Source organism: Streptomyces sp. NPDC058246 (genome assembly GCF_042881985.1).
Lineage (GTDB): Bacteria > Actinomycetota > Actinomycetes > Streptomycetales > Streptomycetaceae > Streptomyces.
In genome coordinates this window covers 116,322-135,158 of record NZ_JBHVWZ010000006.1, presented here as the reverse complement: position 1 = coordinate 135,158, position 18,837 = coordinate 116,322, and the positions used below count along the sequence as shown (strand labels likewise).

The window sequence follows — 18,837 nt, the reverse complement described above, 5'->3', positions numbered from 1 at the left end:
AACTTCACGCACATGAGCCACATCAAAGAAGAACAACACTCCTCACCTGCGGTTTTCCGCATCGTGGACCTTTTTGCGGGTCCAGGTGGGCTGGATGTGGCAGCGGATGTGCTGGGGTACCAGATCACCGGCATCGAATGTGACGCAGGGGCATGCGCCACCCGCAGTGCGGCAGGAATGAACACCTTCAAAGGCGATGTCCGGCAGTACCGCGCGGCCTTCTTCCCCGACGCCCAGGTACTGACCGGTGGACCCCCCTGCCAGACGTTCACCGTAGCCGGGCACGGGGCGGGCCGCAGAGCGCTGGACCAGGTGGTGGAGTACATCGAGCGCCTCCACGACGCCGTGCGGAACAACGACCAGGACTGGACGGAGATCTTCCGAACCTGGCGCCGCATCTTCGAGGAACTCCGGCGGAAAGAGATCGAGGCCAAAGAGGTCAAGGCCGAGAAGAGCAACGTGGAGAACCTCAGGGGCAAGGTACGCAAGGCCATGAGGAAGAGGCTGGAGACCCTCGGGAACTCGCAGGGTGAGATCAAGAGCTTCCTGAAGCGTCTCAAAGCACCGCAGGCCCTTGCGTCCTCCGATGGCGAGCTCAAGGTCCTGATCAAGGAGTTCTGCGACCTGAATGATGAACTCGCCAAGTTGAAGGACAAGTTGGAAGAGCTGGGAGACGAACGGACTGGACTGGTCCTGCAACCTCTGTGGTGGGTGATCGAGCGGAGCAGGCGCCCCGGCTCGGAGCCGTACGAAGCCGTCGTCCTGGAGCAGGTACAGGCGGTGATGCCGGTGTGGGAGAAGTACGCCGAGGTGTTCGCCACTCTCGGGTACCGGACCAGAACGCAGCTCTTGCACACTGAGGCATTCGGGGTCCCACAGACCCGCAGGCGTGCGGTGCTCATGGCTCGTGTCGGTCGAACCTCCCTTGCAGAGGTGCCCGAGACCCACGAGCGCTATCAGACGGGGAGCCGCCCCTCGACCCGAGCGTCCAAGGCGGCTCACGCGGACGTCCTCCCTCTGGAAGCTCCGAAAGCGGCCTGGGTCTCCATGGAGGCGGCACTCAAGAAGGCACGAAGCATCGCGCCCGATCTTCCCGAGCGCCCTGCCTTCACCGTCATCTCGAACTACGGGACCGGGGGTGTACCTGAGGCGCGCGGCCGACGCGACCACGACGCCCCTTCCTCGACGATCACCGGGAAGGTGTCGCGGAACCGCGTGGTCCACAAGGGCACCGACGAGGACCTCCCCGGCGACCTCTCCCGCTTCGCCCCTGCCGAGGCAGGGGTCCTCCAGACGTTCCCTGTCGCATATCCCTGGACCGGCAACGACGTGCCGCAGCAGATCGGCAACGCCGTGCCTCCCAGGCTCGCCCTGCACGTCCTGCTGCGGGTGCTTGAACCCGGACTGAGCGCCGAAGAGGCCAGGTCAAGGCTGGAGCAGGCCACCACGGACCTGGAGAACTGGACGCCCGGCGAGCCGGTGGAGATCCGCCGGCACGTCGATCGGGAGGGTCACCTGCTCACGGGCAGGCGACCCGTCTCTCACCCCTGAAGCGTCCGGCCTCGGATCGGGGCCGTCTCGAAGAGCTCAGCGAAGTAGTCGGTGAGCGCGACCACCGACTCCTCCGGGACAGGCTCTTCGTCGGGCCCGTCAGGCAGGGAGTGCCTCGGCACCGGGGGCGCGGAATCAGCATCCGCGGCCCACTGGCGCAGCACCTCGGGATCGCGCGGCTCGTCCGGTGCCAGCACGTCGTAGACCAGGGTCGCAGCGGCAGCGTTGATCGCCGCCATGAGGCCCTCGACCTCACGGCCTGTACTGGCGATCCCGCGTCCCAAGATGCGTACGAGAGCCTGGGCAGTGGGACGGTGGTCGATCAGGTCCCGCCGCAGAGCGGAGTGGATGAGGTCCTGGTTGGCGCAGGCCGCCCCCACCGGGGAGTAGTCCTTGCCATTACGGAACATCTCTGCCGCCCACCACAGGCGCGAGAAGCACTGACGGTCGAGCGCGCCCTTGAAGCGGGCCGGGTTGATGCTCGACTCACTCCGCTCCGACGCGGGCGCCGAGAGATGCCGCCAAGCCACATAGTCCGGAGCGACGGCCAACGCGAGATGGTTCCAGAGCCTTCGGTCCGCGGCCTCACGCCGAGTGATGCGAAGAGTTGCGTGCAGTCGGGGCGCCAGCCAGGCGTCGGCCTGGGTCCGATTCTCCCGGAACTCGTGCATCGCGTCCTCCACAAGTTCCCTGAGCGGTTCGACCTCCCACCGGGGGTCGTCCTCCGGCAACGGTTCGACGACCTTGGCGAGATCGACACCGCCGTGCCCCTGGGTCCCCTTGAGCAGATCCTCCGTGAGAAGGGGGTCGGCCGCCGTCGCGGACAGCAGGCCGAGCCGCTGAGGAAGATGATGCGGCTTCTCGATCATGCTCTGTCCCCTCGGTTCATCTGCTGTAGTCCGCGTAGGGCATTGGCAAGCGCCTTGCTCGCCCCGGAACGCCGCACGGCGGCGTAGTGGATGCGGGTCTGGAGCTCCACCCACCCCGCGTCACCGGTGCGTCGGCGATGGACCTGGCGCAGCGCCTCCTCCACATGGACGCCCGGCACCACATCGGGGAGCATCTCCCGCAGCACTTCGCCCTGCCAGTCGGTGGGGAAGACCGGTGAGCCGTCGGGTTCGACCTCCAGATCACCGACAGAGCTGTGGAACACCGCGGTCCACACATCGGTAGCCATCTGGGAGACCAACATCTCGTGGACCTTGCTCTCGATTCCCCCGCTTTCACCGCCCAGAAGATCGGAGAAGCCCTCGATGTCAGTGTTGACCAGCACCGTCGGCACACGGCCCGAGGTGTCCACGATCCACGGTGCGTCGGAGTAGGGGTGCAACCACTCCCGCGCGCTCTTCGAGAAACTCATCTGCTTCACGTCAAGGCGCAGACCACTGAGCGGCTCCTCGGCGGCCACGTCGACGGTCCAGTCGTCGTCGGTCTCGGCGATCGCCCGACCGGGCACATCGTCGACTGTGGCGACTGCATGGGCCGCGAGGGTGGCACGGCCCACGTGATCATCGCGGAACACCTCGATGGCACCGGACCACTCCTTGCTCTCCGGGGCGTCCTGCCGGAGGTCGACGGCAGTACGCACATTGGTCTCGCCGTCGGTGAGCACTGCCAGAACACGCAATTCGCTCCACGGGGCATCGGAGGCGTTGGCTCCGGGGGGCAGAGTGGCGGACAGACCGATCCTGGCCGACACCCAGTCCTCACGCTGCGCCACACCCAGAGCCACGGTCCGCTGCTGAGTGGAGTACGCCGAGGTGTCCAGCTGGTCGCGTGATCCGTCGGGCAACTTGAGGGAGACCGAGGTCACCCGAAGGGCGATCGGGCGGTTCAGCCGCTTGTACGGGTAGAACTTCATGCCTCACTCCCCCTTGCCGGCGCGCAGTTCGAGAACGAGCCGTGTGAGCGTCGTACGGACCGGATGACCGGCGACGTCGGTGGAGCCCCGGAACGTGGCTCGCCGGACGCCCGGCGTGAAGCGGAGCACCCCGTCCTCGACCTCACAGCCGTCCACCGCGACGAGCTCTGCCCACTCGAGTTTGGGGCGACTGCCTGAGCGCACGTCGAGGAGGACCACCGGTGTCATGGCGGGCAGTTCGTCACCACGAGGCAGCTTCACCTCGGCCGTGATCTGCCACTCCCCGCCCGCACCGATCGAGGCGTCGAGTCCGTCCAGCTCCGGGAGGACCGGCCCGGAGCCGCGCCTGCGCGCGGGCTTGCGCGGAACCGTGAGTGCCTTCCGCAACTTTGCGCCCCCCTGGCCGCCGGAACGCTTCGGCTGGGCGACCAAATCCTTCACAGCGGTGTTGACATCGGTTGTCAAACGGGCGATGCGATGGTGCGCGGTGTGCGACCAGCGGAGGGTCAACTCCTCGGACTGACCCCAGCGGTCATGCTCGGGGGGCTCGGCCGCACGCAGGAACTCCTCGGCCTCTTCGGCGAAGGGAACCGACTCTCCGGCCGCGTGCCCCACCAGGAGAACAGCCTGAAAGGCGTTGACGCCCAACGGCAGGCCGGCGACACCGGACTTCTTGATGGTCATTCGATTGCCGCGCAGCGAGTGCACCTGGTTCGGGATGCCATCCGCGTCTTCGGCCTCCGTGACCAGAAGCACCGCGGGGTGCGTACCGAGCGTGCCACGGCGGCCGCCGGAGAGAGGCAGCCGGAACGGGACCCTGTGGAGAGCGACCTGACCGGCCTCGGTGAGCCGGTCCACGGTTGTCCCGTCGTAGAAAGCACGCAGCGCCCGGGTCCGAGAGGGTTGGGAGACGGTGGGATCGACCTTCTCCTCGTCTATGACAACCTCACCGTTGCGCAGCGTACGGACTGAGGTCTCCAGGAGGGGAAGTCGGCTTCCGCCACCGGTCATCGCTGCCCAGAAGTCCCGCCCCAGTGCCTCGACCAGACGTCTGTGCATGGCTCGGATGTCGCGTGTTCCGTCGTCGTCGCTCCCGTCCTCGTCGTCGGCATCAAGGTCGAAAGTGCTCTGGTCGAGGCTTGCCACGTCATGGGCACCGACGATGAGGAAGGAGGTTCCCGGCTCGTCGCTGTCGCGGGTGAGGTGAAGGCGCTCGACCGTCTCCTCGTCGGCCCACCAGGAACGAGCCACCTCTGCACCCGGGGTGTCGGGGTCCGGGCGCCCCAGCCAAGCGGGGCCCGCGTACGAGCGACCGTCGACAGAACGCCACGGCAACTCCAGTCGTCCGATGACACGGCGTTCGGTTCGGCCCTCGTGAGCGAGCGAGAGAGTGGAGTTGATCAGAACCATGCCGAGCGCACTGGTCGCCCAGAGCGTCGCCTTGCCGAGACCGTAGGAACCGCCCGCGCTCTGCCCCGACTTGAGACTCTCCAGTTGGCGGCGGACGACAGCCGCGAACTTGCCGTCGTCGTAGTCGTCGCCGGTGAGACCAGAGGCGTTGTAGTCGTCGATCCTGAGGAGGACCAATCGGCCCTTCTCGAACATGTCGCTAACACCGGCGTCCACGACACGTCCGACCTTCTGTTGGGAAGCCGACTGTGAGACCGCCATGTAATGGGGGTGGAGTTCATCCCAGAGGATGGCCCTGCGGAAGGCGTCCAACGCCTCGCCGGTGAGCTCGTGGAGGGTGTAACGCACGCGGACCGGGCGGCCGTTCTCCGCGAGCCGCTCGTCGAGGCTGTTCTGGCAGGTCTCGCGTGCCAGCACCCCCACGTCTGCATCGAAGGCGAACGCCGCGGCGTTGCCCAACTCCCGCCCGCCATCGGCGTGTCCGGGACGGTGGTACCAACCGATGGGCAGGCCGGCCAGAGTGTCGGTGGTGCGCGTGTGCACGGTGGCCAGGTCGGTATTCAGCGCCTGAGCGATCCGTTCGATCGTCTCCGGCCTCGGTGTGGCTCGCCCGGTGATCCAGGCGGAGACGGCTGCGCGCGTCACGTCCACCGCCTCGGCCAACTGCGTCTGCGTCATACGCGCCAGCTTCAACTGCCGCGCCAACCACGGGCCGAAGTCCTCGCCTGCTTCCACTCTCACTTGCGCTCCGGTCTCGGCTCGTTCCTACGACGACGCCTCCACACTACCCCCGCGATTGACACAAGGAGCGACTGTCAAAGGAAGTTTGACTTCCGAGACTCTCAGCTCCAGTCACCCACTAAATATCAATCATCCAGTTTTCAGTTGATTTGGCGCCCATTGTCCAATATTGCACCCTCGAAGTGAAGGTCGACGCCCCCGCAGAAATGCGGACCTTCGACCTCCACTTCCACCCCCAACGAACCGTAGAGGCAAGGCACTTGCGTACGCCGATTCGAATCCGCTAGCGTCTTTCATCGGCAGCCCCACCTGTCTCGAGAGAATCGTTTCTCCGATCCCGGCCACAGGTGTGCATTGTTCCAAAACAGATCACTTTTGCTGCCTTGAGAAGTGCACTTCCTTTCCCTTGCCCTGCCGCGTGCGCAAATCCGTTTTCTAGGAGTACGGCGGCTCCCGCTGCAACCGCTTCCGGCATGAACCGCGTCCGTCACATCGCCTGCCCCGCCCGTGCTCATGGATCGGAGACCCGTGTTGTCCGTTGAACCGCCCTCGGTAGTGAAGACCGTGCTCGAGCAGTCCTCCCGCGTTCTGCAAACGTACGAGGTCGACCCCGGACTGGTAGCCGAACACTCGAACGGCGAGCGGCGCATCACGCAAGGCGGATACGGCGACCGTCAGCTCTTCGAACTCGTCCAGAACGCGGCAGACGAAATCGCGGGGGAACCCGGCGGTTCCATCCACGTGATCCTCACCGAATCGCATCTCTACTGTGCCAACGAAGGAACTCCGGTTACGCCCGAGGGCGCGGAAACCATTCTCCGAATGAGCATGTCCCGCAAACGCGGCGGGCAGATCGGTCGATTCGGCGTGGGAGTCAAGTCGGTCCTCGTGGTCACCGACGCCCCGGAATTCTTCAGCCGAACCGGCAGCTTCGGTTTCGATCGTGCGTGGTCGTACGAACAGATCCGGGCCGTGCCGGGGGTCGTGGAGCGGTACGGACCTGAATTCGACGCTCCCGTGCTGCGGATGGCCCGACCGCTCGACGAGAACCTCGAGCGTACGGCCGATCCGATCCTCGACGAGCTGCTGACCTGGGCGACCACCGTCGTACGACTGCCGCTGCTCACGAGAGCGGACGACCGGCTCGGCCTCGACATGCACGGAGGTCGCGCGCGTCTTCCCGGCGAGCAGCGCGAGGAGTTCCCGGTCGGCTTCCAGCTGTTCTCCCCTCACGTGGCGAAGGTCGTCCTGGAGGACCGTCGCCTTCGTCCGCTCGCCCGCCGGGTATTGACCACCGAGCAGAGCGGCGATCGGCACGCCGTGGTCGAAGAACGGACTGGCAAACCGACGGCCACCGACCGCTGGCGCGTCTTCACCGTGACCCACGAGCCCGGGCCGGCCGCCAGGGCCGATGCCGGTGAGCTCCACGGCCGAATCGCGCTCGAACTCGCTTGGGCCGTACCTGACCTGGCGAGGAATTTGCAGAGCGGACTGCACGTCAGCCCGAAGTCTCGTGGCCGGGGACGCTTCTGGTCCTTCTTCCCCACCAAGTACGAGATGTCGCTGAGCGGCATCCTCAACGGGGCCTGGAAGACCAACGAGGATCGGCAGAACCTCCTCGACTCCTCGCCCTTCAATCAGGAAATGATCAAGGTGTCGGCGACGCTCGTCGTGGACGCCCTTCCCTCTCTCGCTCCCAGCGAGGACCCGGCTGCCTACCTTCCTCTGCTGCCCGGGCGTGTGAAGGAAGCGATCAGTTGGGCGGACGAGTTCCTGACCCGGGAGATCTGGTCCAGGGCCGCGGTGCGCCCGTCGTTGCCCGACCAGGACGGGGTTCTTCGCGTCCCGACCGAGCTGCGCTTCCACCCCCGCTTCGACAAGGAGCAGAAGCGCCTCGCCGGCTGGCTGCGGATGTGGCATGAGTGCCCCGGTCGCCCCACGAACTGGCTGCACCCCAGCGTCGAGACCGACACTCTGCGCTCCGGAAAGGTCGAGCACATCCTCGACGCGGCTGGGCACGAGCGTACCGGCGTGCGCGAGTGGCTGGAGGCGCTGGTCGAGAGCAAAAGCGTCGAAGCCTCGACTGTGGCCATCCGCATCCTCGCGGACATGATCGAAGTTCAGAACCCGTTCGTCGAAGAGGCACGGAAGGCACGGATCGTGCTCACGGAGGAGCACGGTCTCGTCGCCCCTGTGCCCGGTCGGGTGTTCCGCCGCGCGGAACAGGGTGGACTGCGTGAGTCCACGGTGTACGTGGTCGATGACATCGCCCGGAACTCGTCGCTCGCCCACGCTCTCAACGTCCTCGGCATCCGGGAAGCGGACGCCGAAGGACGCTTCGTCAGCGTCCTCGACCAGGGCTTCGACGGCTACGGGGACACCGAATGGGAGCGGTTCTGGGAGCTGTTCCGGCAGGCCGGGGGACGCCGGTTGGCCCACAGAGTTCTGGAGCGGGTGCCGACACCTCGTGACACGCTGCGGGTGCGGACCGCCGACGGGAAGTTCCGGCCGGCGCGGGACTGCATGCTCCCGGGGGCGGTGGTCGACGCCGGGCGAGACCCGAGCATCGCCGTCGACAAGGAATTCCACTCCGACGATCTCTCCTTCTTCCCCGAGATCGGGCTGCGGGAGCGCCCCTCGACGGGAGTCCGGCCGGAGGGCGAGGCCTGGTTCGAGGAGTATCGGGAAGCAGTCCACTCCGCCTACCTGCGGAGCCTGGACGAGCGTGCTCCCCGTCCGTCCCTCAGCCGGATGAAGTTGGACGGCTCCGCGATCGGTGGTCCGCTGCACCTCTTCCGCTCCCTTTCGGAAGAGTCTCGGGCCGCCTTCCTGAAGGTCTTGGCCGACGACGACGTCGTGGACAACTGGACCTGTCGGGTCGGTGCTCAGTCGAGCACCCGCCAAGCTGTCATCTCGCCGATCCGCTGGATGCTCAAGAAGTACGGCACGGCCGCCACCTCCCAGGGGATCAAGCCGCTGAAGGAGGCCGTCGGGCCACAGCTCGCCGCTTACCGCGATGTGCTGCCGGTCGCCGACATCTCGCCGGAGAAGGCCCGCAAGCTGCGTCTGCCGACCACCGTCGACGATGTACCGGCCGACCGCTGGGACACGCTTCTCGCCGACGTGTCCGTGAGCGAGGACGACGGCTTCGTCGGCGCCACCTACGTGATGCTCACCCGATTCGGCGCGGACTTCCCCGAGGACGCTCTGACCCGGTGCCGCATCGGCGACGTGTGGGGCGCACGTCCTGACAACGAGATCACGCTTGCCGTCGGGAGCGCCGAGTATCGGGCGCTGCGAGCCGAACAGCTTCCCGCGCTGCTCGTGGCGACTCCCGAGGACGCCGAGCTGATGGTCGAGAAGTGGGGCATGCTCCGCTACGCCGACGTGATCAGCCGGGAGACCCGCGAAGTCCCCGAAGGTGACCCGGTGCCTCTGGTCGAGCTGTACCCCGCGCTGCGTCAGCGGCTGAACAGTGCCAACCGGAACAGTCTGGTGCAGCGGTGCACCGAACTGGAGGAGGTGACCCGCACCCCCAAGGGCGCGCAGGCCGCTGCTCTGGACGCCGTGCGCCAGGGCAGCACGGTCAAGGTCCGCGTCCCGTTGAACCCCGAGACGATGCTGCGGCTGATCGACCGCGAGCTGGAGCTCGGCCTCGGCACGACGGGCTGCCGGGCGGTGTTGGAGCAACAGGACCGCATGGCTCGGGACAGCGAGATGAAGGCAGCGGTCAGAGCCGTGCGGGACGCGGAGGACGTTGTCGCCAAGATCGAGCTGCTGATCGGTGCGGACGCCCTCCGGACCGGGCTGCCCGAAGGTCTGTTGGAAGCCGAACTGCAGGAGACCGACAGCACCGAGCCGTCCGGTCACCGGATCGCGCAGATGGCGTTCAACGCACACGGCGACGGAGTGCTTCAACAGCACGCCAGGGACATCCAGGCCAGGTTCCCCAACGCACCTGTCGCCTACGGAGGTTCATCGGCTGCCGTCACCTTCGTGTCGGACCTGAAGCTGCCGGCGTCCTTCGCCGGCTCCAGGACGCCGTCTCCGCCCGCCTTCGAGACCGTGGACGGCCCGCAGGACTTTCCCGCACTCCACGGCTACCAGGAGGATCTGGTCCGGAACATCTCCACCCTCCTCGACCGGCTGGCCCCGCAGCGCGGCATGTTGTCTCTGCCCACCGGCGCCGGCAAGACTCGGGTCACCGCCGAAGCCGTGATCCGCTGGGTGAAGCGGGTGGGTGACCTTGAGGGACCGCTGCTGTGGATCGCGCAGACCGAGGAGCTGTGCGAACAAGCGGTACAGAGCTGGAAGTTCGTGTGGAGCAAGGTTGGCGCGGAGCGGCCGCTCACCATCAGTCGGCTCTGGAGCAGCAACGAGGTGGGGAACGTCGTCGAACACCCACACCTGGTCGTCGCCACCGACGCCAAGCTGGAACGATGCCTGGACACCGAGCAGTACGCCTGGCTGCGACAGGCTGCGCTGGTGATCGTGGACGAGGCGCACACCGCTATTTCCAAGCGTTACACCGACATCCTTGGGCAGTTGGGGCTCACTCAATACGAGACGGGACGGCATCTGCTCGGTCTGACCGCCACTCCGTTCCGCAACACCAACGAGGACGAGACCCGTCGGCTGGTCAACCGGTTCGGTAACCGGCGCCTCGACGAGGGCGTCTTCCCCTCCGGTGATCCGTATCGGGACCTCCAAGAGTGGGGAATGCTCGCCCAGGTCGAGCACCACACCCTGGAGGGCGGTCGGATCGAACTGACCCGGGACGAGAAGGTGCAGGCCGACCGGATGGCGGTGCTCTCCCGCGCCGCCGAGCAGCGTCTCGCCGACGACCACGCGCGCAGCCGCCGTATCGTCGACAAGGTGGCCGACCTTCCGAAAGGTTGGTCGACCCTTCTCTTCGCCACGTCCGTGGATCATGCGAAGTACTTGGCAGCCAGGTTGAACGACCGTCAGATCCCTGCCGCTGCTGTGGACTCGACCACAAGCCCCCAGGATCGGCGCAGGCGGATCGAGGACTTCCGATCGGGTCGCATCCGAGTCCTCACCAACTACGGTGTCCTGACCCAGGGTTTCGACGCACCCGCCACCCGTGTCGTGGTGGTTGCCCGCCCGGTCTACAGCACCAACATCTACCAGCAGATGATCGGTCGTGGTCTGCGCGGTCCCAAGAACGGCGGCAAGGACACCTGCCTGATCCTCAACGTCAGCGACAACATCGCGAACTTCGACACCAGGCTCGCCTTCACCCAGTTCGAGCACCTCTGGAGCCGGAAGTGACCGACGCATACCTCGACAGTCCTCCGCTCACCGATGAGCAACGGGCCGTGGTCGAGCAACCCTGGGACGCGCGTGTCCTGGTCACCGCCGGGGCCGGGGCGGGAAAGACGCACACATTGGTGCGCCGACTCGATGCGCTGTGCGGTCACGAGGACCCCGACGAGGCGTTGGAGGCCGCCGAAATTCTTGTGCTCACCTTCTCCCGCGCCGCCGCCCGCGAGTTGCGCGAGCGGATCGCCCGCCACGGGGAGCGGGCCCGCCGGGTGCGCGCCCAGACCTTCGACGCCTGGGCGTACGGAGTGCTCCTCCAGGCGTACCCGGACGCCGAGTGGGGTGCGGCCGGCTTCGACAAGCGGATCAAGGCCGCTACCGAAGCGATCGAGAAGGGTGCCCTGGAGGCCGGCGATGCCGTTCCACCCGCCCATGTCGTGATCGACGAGGTGCAGGATCTGTTGGGCGACCGCCGGGAGCTGGTGGAGGCACTGTTCGACCGGTACCAGGACAGCTGCGGCTTCACTGTGGTCGGCGACGCCGCCCAGTCCGTCTACGGCTTCCAGATCGACGACCTGCACGAACGCGCTGCTGAGACCGGCCGGTTCTTCGAGTGGCTGCGACGTTCGTTCCCCGACGACCTGGCGGAGCTGCATCTGACCGAGAACTTCCGGGCCGTCACTTTCGAGGCCCGGATCGCGCTGGCGCACGGGCCTCGGCTCCAGCAAGTCACCGACGCGGACGAGGAGGCGACGCTCTACGAGGAACTGCGCGACCTGCTTCTGGATCCGGCGAACGGGATGGGCGACCTCGCCGATCCGTTCACCTTGGACGGGTTGCGGTCCTTCCCCGACACCTGCGCGATCCTCACCCGCGACAACCGCCAGGCCCTGGTGGTCTCCGGGTTGCTCCACGAACACGGCGTCGAGCACCGGCTGCGGCGCCCCCTCGAGGATCGGCCGGTGCCGTACTGGGTAGCCGAGTTGCTGCGAAGCACCGAGGCGACCAGTCTCACCGAGGACCGGTTCCGCTCTCTGCTCGCGGAGATCCCTCTGCCGTACGAGCCGAATGCGACCGCCCTGTGGACCGTGCTGCGTCGAGCCGCACGCGCGACCGGGCGCGCTGTGCTCGATCTGGAGCGCCTGCGCCGCTCGGTCGCCGACGGCAGGTTCCCCGACGAAGCGGCCGACCCGGAGAGCACACGGATCGTCGTCTCCACCGTGCACCGGGCCAAGGGCCTCGAGTTCGACCGGGTGATCGTCCTGACCCCGCCGACCATCGCCGAGCTCCACAAACAGCACAAGGACGAACTGGACCTCCCCGCCGAGGCCCGAGCCTTGTACGTGGCGATGACGCGCGCCCGCCAGGACCTCTACCACGTGGGCTCCCCCGAGCTGCCGATGCTCAGGAGGGCGGGTGGCAAAAGGAACGGCCGCCGGTACGTCGGCGGGTGGCGGTCGTACGACAGATTCGGCATCGTCGCCGAGGCGGGCGACGTCTGTCGGGACAACCCGCCCGGCCATGAGACGGACGCCGTCACCACCCAGAGGTATCTCCTGGAACAGGTCCGCTCCGGCCAGGAAGTGGTGCTGCGCAGGCGCCACGACCTGCCAATGGGCGAAACACAGAGCCCGCCGTACACCCTGCTGCACGACGGGCGGGAGATCGGCGAGGCGTCGCAGCGGTTCCGCGAGGAGCTGTTCCAGGTGCAGAAGGTGAATCGCACCTGGGACCCCTGGTGGCCCCACGAGATCCGCGACCTGCGGATCGACACCCTGGAGACCGTGACGGGCAGCACGGCCGCCGGCGCCAACGCCGGACTGGGTGAGCGAGGCGTGTGGATCGTCCCGCGGATCACCGGCATCGGCCGGTTCCGGAGAGCCGACAACGACGAGGAGCAGCGCGCATGACGCACGTGGCAGGCCGACACTCCGAGCACTACCGGGTCCGGGACCAGGAACTCCTCGTGGGGCTCCGCCGTGAACTCCTCGGCCCCGCCGAGGATGCCGCCCCGCACGACCGGGACGAGGTGCTCACCCGGGACGCGCCGATCGACCGCTACCTGACCGGCGTGCTGTACCCGCGTGCCTCCAAGGAGCGAAAAGTCGAGATCGCTGCCGAGCAGAACGGCACGGACACCACGCCCGTACCTCCCCGCGACGACGCCGAGGAGTCCGGCACCGCGCAGGATGTCGGCGTCGCGGGGGACAGACGCCCCTCCTCCATGGGCCTGACCTTCGCCGTCGACCCGAGAAGCGACACGATCGTGGTCTCGACCCGCGCGGCCGTCTACGAACCCACGGACGCCGACGGCAACCCGATCCCCGCTCGCCGAGCCGAAGCCCGCACCACCGCCGAGCAGCGGGAGCAGTGGCGACGCAGGGAACTCCAGCTCCCGGACAAGCACATCGACCTGAACGCACCCGCGCCGGCCGAACCGATCGAACTCCTTGCCAAGAAGGTCGCGCTGCACGTCATCGTCCGGCGACCCGACCGGAAGACCGGCACGGTCACGGTCACCGTCACGTTGATCAACCAGCAGAAGATCGGGGAGCGGGATCTCCAGGATGCCTTCTCCTTGTTCCAGTGCGGGCTCACGGTCCGGGCCGCCGACGGTTCCACTGCGTTCGTCGAGCGCCCCGCCCCGATGTCCGCCCACGACCCGGAGATCGCCACGAGTCGGCTGCTGCACCGCCACGCCCCGACCTTTGCCGTCGGACACGGCTGCTCCGCCGCATGGGACTGGACCCCGTCGCCGATCGGCGTGACAGAAACCGTCCCGCCCGCCGTGCCCGAAGTCCGGAGCGAATTCGTGCCCAGCGTGGAGGTACTGCTCACCGACTCAAACCCGGAGATCGACAGCTCATCGCTATCCATGCTGGGGCTGGCCGAAAACTCCGACGCCGAGGTTCTGGCCGCTCTGGAAGCGCTCGCCACGGGTTACGAACGCTGGATCGACCGCAAGTCGGACGAGGCGGACGCTCTGACGGGCGAGATCCACGAGAAGCCCGCACGGGACCAGGTGAAGGCCTGCCGCGAGGCCCTGGGCCGGATCCACACGGGCATCGGGCTGCTGCGGGCCAAGCCCGACTTGATGCTGGCGTTCCGGCTGGCCAACCGTGCCATGGCCGACCAGCGCGCCCGCAGCAAGTGGGTGAAGGACGGACGCGTCGGCGCTCCCGCCCCCGCGGCCGGCGAGTGGCGCCCGTTCCAGATCGCTTTCGTGCTGCTCTGCATGGCCGGCATCGACGATCGCGAACACCCCGATCGGAAGATCTCCGACCTGCTGTGGTTCCCTACCGGCGGTGGCAAGACGGAGGCCTACCTCGGACTGATCGCCTTGACCTCCTTCCTGCGCCGTATTCGCATGGGCGCTGACGGCGGCGGTGTCACGGTCCTCATGCGCTACACACTGCGGCTGCTCACCCTTCAGCAGTTCGAGCGGGCGGCGACCCTGCTCTGTGCCATGGAGCACCTACGGCGCCGCACTCCTGTACTCGGTCATGAAGAGTTCTCCGTCGGCATGTGGGTGGGGCGCTCCGCCACTCCCAACATGCTGGCCGAGGCCGACGCCAAGCTCAAAGAACTGCGTGCGAACCTCGACAAACGCCTCGCCACCGAGAACCCCGTCCAGTTGCACTCCTGTCCCTGGTGCGGGACCCGCCTCGACGCCCGGAACTACGAGGTGGACGAGGACGTCAAGCGGATGCACGTCCGCTGCTCCGGCGCGGGCTGCGACTTCGCAGACGGCCTGCCCGTCCACCTTATCGACGAGGCGGTGTACGACGCCCGACCGACGCTGGTGATCGCCACTGTCGACAAGTTCGCCTCGATGCCGTGGCGGCCGGCGACCTCCGCGCTCTTCAACCTCGACGAGCCGGACGACGGCACCCCTCCTCCGGAGCTGATCGTCCAGGACGAGCTTCATCTGATCTCGGGTCCGTTGGGAACGCTCACCGGCCTTTACGAGACCGCCGTGGACGCGCTCGCCGACTGTCCCAAGGTGATCGCTTCCACGGCAACCATCCGTCGCGCCGCCGATCAGGGGCGCCACCTCTTCGCCCGTGACGTACGACAGTTCCCGCCCGCCGGTCTGGACTCCCGCGACTCGTGGTTCGCCGTGGAGACTCCGCGGGAGGAGAAGGCCAGCCGCCGCTACGTCGGGCTCCTGGCTCCCGGCACCAGCCAGTCCACCCTGCTCATCCGCACATACGCCACGTTGTTGCACCGGGCCGAGCACGCGGGCACCAAGGACGAGGTGCGCGACGCGTACTGGACTCTCGTCGGCTACTTCAACAGCCTCAGGCTGCTCTCCGCGGCCGAGCTCCAGGTCCACGACGACGTGGTGGCGTACCTGGAACTGCTCGCAGAGCGCGAAGGCGTGACGGTGCGCTCGGTCGGCAACTACTCGGAACTGACGAGCCGGATCGATGCCAGTGAAATCCCTACCCGCCTCAAGGGCATCGAGAAGAAGCACCCCGACGAGGACACCGTGGACGTCCTGCTCGCCACCAACATGATCGCGGTGGGCGTGGACGTGGACCGCCTCGGTCTCATGGCTGTGATGGGGCAGCCGCAGACAACCGCAGAGTACATCCAGGCCACCAGCCGGGTCGGCCGCGCGCACCCCGGCCTGGTCGCGGTCATGCTCAACTCGTCGCGTCCTCGCGACCGTTCCCATTACGAGACCTTCCAGCACTTCCACTCGGCTCTCTACCGCGAGGTCGAGTCCACCTCCGTCACCCCGTTCTCCGCCCGCGCCCGCGAACGGGGCCTGCACGCGGTGATCGTCGCCCTCGCCCGCATCATGATCCCGGCCGCCCGACCCAACGAAGGCGCCGGCAAGGTCGAGTCCTACGTGGACATCCTCAAGGGCCGCATCAAGTCCGTGCTCATGGGCCGCGTGAGCGCGGTCACCCCGGAGGAGACCAAGGCCGTCTCACGTGGCTTCGACGAATTCGTCGAATGGTGGCGCAAGGAAGCAAGTAACCACAGTGGCCTGCTCTTCGAACCGAAACGGGGCAATCGTGCCCCTTCGCTCCTGAGGACGTACGACGACGAGTCCGAGGGCACAGAGGCGTGGTCCACGCTGTGGAGTCTGCGCGATGTCGACGCCGAGACCGCCCTGTTCATGGAGGGAACCCGATGACCCCGCCCCCCGCCCGTCGTCGCCGGACCGCCGCGAGCGGCGGTACGCCCGCCCACAATCTTCCGCGACGCGGTGCGGTCCGCCGCGCCCAGGCGATCACCACGTACGGCGTCGGATCGCTCATCGCCGTCGACCAGGAGTCCTTCATCGTCTCGGGCCTGGACGAGGCCGACCAGAGCTGGAATGCCGACGAATCCCCACGGATCAGCGAACGGCGCCTGGCTCGACTGCTCGGCGTCGACCACTTCCGGTTGCCGCCGGCGTCCGACGACACCAGCAGGGACGGCCTCCGGGTCCGACGCTTCCCCTTGATGCACTCCTGCCCCGAGTGCACCGAACTGCAGCGACACGGCGACTTCAACCCGCCCGCCGGTCGAAGCACCTGCGGCACGTGTGAGGTCGACCTCGTCCCCTCCCGTTTCGTCACCGCCTGCGAGGCCGGACACCTAGGCGAATTCCCCTACTGGCAGTGGGTGCATCGCTCTGCCGACCGTGGTTCCACAACGATCGGAAAGTGCGGGGGAAGGCTCAAGCTGCGCTCGTCCGGGCGTACGTCCTCTCTCCGCTCGATCCTCGTCTCCTGCACCTGTGGACAAGCACCCGAGGTCTCGATGGAGGGGTCCTTCCGCAGGAACGCGCTGAGGGACCTGGGCCTCAAGTGCCGAGGCCCCCGCCCGTGGCTCGGCACGTCCGCCCCGGCTCGGGAGTGCGGACTCCCCCTGCGTACGCTCCAGCGCGGTTCTTCTTCGGTGTGGCAGCCGGTGCTGAAGTCGGCACTGTCCATCCCGCCGTGGAGCAACCGCCGCGAGGATCCCCTCGACGGCCACTGGGAAAAACTCAGGAAGTACGACGACCGCGCGGCCGTCGCGATCTACCTCGACGCTGTTTTCGACGAGGAGTGGCCCGTTTCCCTGGACGAGGTGATGACGCTGCTCGACGCGGAGCGCGAAGAGGACCCCGACAGTGAGGCGGCCCCCACCTTCGACCACCGCTATCGCGCCCTGCGCAACAAGGAGTACGAGCGTCTCCGCTCGGGCAACGACGAGAGCGAGCACTCCCGCGACGAGCAGTTCGTCTGCGAGACCCCACTGGGCGACCAGAGCTTGCTCGACCCACTCGGCGTCACCGGCCCGATGCTGGTCAAGAAGCTCCGCGAGGTACGCGCCCTGAAGGCGTTCACCCGACTCATCGACGCCGAGTCGACGACCGATTCCAAGGAGATGCCGCTCTCCGAACGTCCCCTGCGCTGGCTCCCGGCCATGGAGGTGAGGGGGGAGGGGGTCTTCCTCCGCCTGGAGGAGGACCGACTCGGCACCTGGGAGAAGGCGTCAGCGGTGGCAGCCCGGGTCGAGCGGATGCGTACCGCCCACCAGCGAGTGCTGGAGCAGCGGGCCGACGACCCGAGCCGGGCCGTTCCCTCCCCCGCCACCCCTCGCATGGTGCTGCTGCACACCCTGGCCCACGTTCTCATCAACGAGTGGAGCCTGGAAGCCGGCTACCCTGCGGCTTCCCTACGCGAGCGCCTGTACGCCAGTGACGACATGGCCGGGCTGCTCATCTACACGGCGACGAGCGACTCGGCGGGCAGTCTCGGCGGTCTCGTCGCGCAGGGTGAACCGGAGCTTCTCGACCGCACTGTGCGTTCGGCCGTCCGCCGCGCCGAGTGGTGCTCGTCCGACCCCCTCTGCGTGGAGTCCGAGTCGTCCGGCACCGGCGGCACCAACCTCGCCGCCTGCCATGCCTGCGTGATGCTCCCCGAGACGAGCTGCGAGCACAACAACATCCTGTTGGACCGCGCACTGCTCGTCGGCACCCCGGAAGATCCATACCTGGGCTTCTTCGCGGACGTACTGGAGCAGTGACATCCGGCCTGCCATCGGGCACCGACACAGATCGGTGCCCTGCTCCACCGAATTCTCAGTAGGCTCGGGGACTGGTAGCTCTCCGCTTCCAGTCCCCGCTGCCTAAGACCTTCATGACGCACAACAGCGAGAGCTTCTTCATTCCGAGCTTCTGCGAGCGCACGACTCAGCGTCTCGAAGCAACCCCCGTCCCTGCTGTCTCCGAGAGTTCCTCACCGTAGGACTTGGCAAGGCAGACCATCCTCCGTGGTCTGCACCTCGAAACGGGTCTGAGCTCTGTCGAGAATCTCATCCGCATCAGAGCCGTGTGCCCGAAGCCAGTGGAGGAAGTCCGTGATGACATCGATCACCGCTTCTTCGGCCATCTTCATGCTCAGCCTGCTCCCGTTCGATTCGCAGGGCAGCCTCGCCTGCTGGTAGAGACCTAACAGCGCCTCGGCTCGTGTGACGCCGGCTCCTCCCACATGCCCGTTCTCCGAGGTGAGCGACGTCGACAACTCGCACCAGGTCACTTTTCGATCGGGACGAAGCAGGACTCCCCAGCGGTCGGCCACAGCGCCGACGAGAGCCATGCCCCGTCCGGCCTCGGAGTCAGAGGTCGCGTCGACGAGGGTGGGCAGGGCACGCGGGTCGGGGTCGTGGACCTCGATGCGCAGATGAGTGCCGTTCATGGAGACCGCGAGTGTGGCCGGGGTGCCGGGGCCGACGTGCGTGATGACGTTGGACACCAGCTCGCTGACGCAGAGCTGGGCCCCGTCGGTGAGGTCGTGCAGACCCCAGATGCCCAGATGCAACCGCATGATGCGGCGCAGGGCAGCGACTTCCTCGAGATCGGCCGTGAAGGTCAGGTCCCACGGCTTCCGTGACATACACGCTTCCTGGATCACCAAGACCCCTCTCGTTGTCTGCCATCTCCACGTGATGGACGGAGCGTCACGCGCTCTCACGGTGAGTGGCGTCGTCGAATAGAGTGGCGTCGG

At 67.2% G+C, this 18,837-nt stretch carries 9 protein-coding genes; 5 read left to right on the top strand and 4 right to left on the bottom strand.

All coding sequences use genetic code 11. The annotated features are described in order from the left end of the window. The first annotated feature begins 12 nt into the window (after window positions 1-12). The gene (locus tag ACFVXA_RS11405) at window positions 13-1,551 is read left to right on the top strand and encodes a DNA cytosine methyltransferase (protein WP_362017772.1); all 1,539 of its coding nucleotides are present in this window, start codon (window positions 13-15) and stop codon (window positions 1,549-1,551) included. On the opposite strand, the gene ACFVXA_RS11400 is transcribed toward ACFVXA_RS11405, so the two are convergent. From ACFVXA_RS11400 to ACFVXA_RS11390, 3 genes are read right to left on the bottom strand one after another with little or no spacing between them, the layout of a single operon-like run. After that, a complete protein-coding gene (locus ACFVXA_RS11400) occupies window positions 1,542-2,420 on the bottom strand; it encodes a DUF6339 family protein (protein WP_389933120.1) in 879 nt (292 codons plus the stop codon). The two genes, ACFVXA_RS11405 and ACFVXA_RS11400, sit on opposite strands and share 10 nt — an antisense overlap. Beyond that, window positions 2,417-3,412: a hypothetical protein gene (locus ACFVXA_RS11395; RefSeq protein ID WP_362017770.1), complete on the bottom strand. Its 996-nt coding sequence runs from the start codon at window positions 3,410-3,412 to the stop codon at window positions 2,417-2,419. Before ACFVXA_RS11395 ends, ACFVXA_RS11400 begins: the two co-directional genes overlap by 4 nt. A 3-nt stretch (window positions 3,413-3,415) precedes the next feature. After that, window positions 3,416-5,500, bottom strand: a complete 2,085-nt coding sequence (locus tag ACFVXA_RS11390) for a helix-turn-helix transcriptional regulator (protein ID WP_390024724.1) — start codon at window positions 5,498-5,500, stop codon at window positions 3,416-3,418. Window positions 5,501-6,076: 576 nt separating this feature from the next. On the opposite strand from ACFVXA_RS11390, the gene ACFVXA_RS11385 reads away from it, so the two are divergent. Genes ACFVXA_RS11385 through drmB form a run of 4 tightly spaced genes read left to right on the top strand, consistent with a single transcriptional unit; the run spans window position 6,077 to window position 17,857 of the window. Further along, on the top strand, window positions 6,077-10,855 hold the full coding sequence (locus ACFVXA_RS11385) for a DEAD/DEAH box helicase (protein WP_390024722.1): 4,779 nt from the start codon (window positions 6,077-6,079) through the stop codon (window positions 10,853-10,855). Next, the gene (locus tag ACFVXA_RS11380; RefSeq protein ID WP_390024720.1) at window positions 10,852-12,756 is read left to right on the top strand and encodes a UvrD-helicase domain-containing protein; all 1,905 of its coding nucleotides are present in this window, start codon (window positions 10,852-10,854) and stop codon (window positions 12,754-12,756) included. Before ACFVXA_RS11385 ends, ACFVXA_RS11380 begins: the two co-directional genes overlap by 4 nt. Further along, window positions 12,753-15,995 carry a helicase-related protein gene (locus tag ACFVXA_RS11375; RefSeq protein ID WP_362017767.1) on the top strand — a complete coding sequence of 1,081 codons (3,243 nt, stop codon included), beginning with the start codon at window positions 12,753-12,755 and terminating at the stop codon, window positions 15,993-15,995. The genes ACFVXA_RS11380 and ACFVXA_RS11375 overlap by 4 nt, the downstream gene beginning before the upstream one ends. After that, the gene (gene drmB / locus ACFVXA_RS11370) at window positions 15,992-17,857 is read left to right on the top strand and encodes a DrmB family protein (protein WP_383735090.1); all 1,866 of its coding nucleotides are present in this window, start codon (window positions 15,992-15,994) and stop codon (window positions 17,855-17,857) included. The genes ACFVXA_RS11375 and drmB overlap by 4 nt, the downstream gene beginning before the upstream one ends. A 212-nt stretch (window positions 17,858-18,069) precedes the next feature. Here drmB and ACFVXA_RS11365 read toward each other — a convergent pair whose 3' ends face one another. Continuing rightward, the gene (locus ACFVXA_RS11365) at window positions 18,070-18,726 is read right to left on the bottom strand and encodes an ATP-binding protein (RefSeq protein WP_390024718.1); all 657 of its coding nucleotides are present in this window, start codon (window positions 18,724-18,726) and stop codon (window positions 18,070-18,072) included. Between the last annotated feature and the right edge of the window lie 111 nt (window positions 18,727-18,837).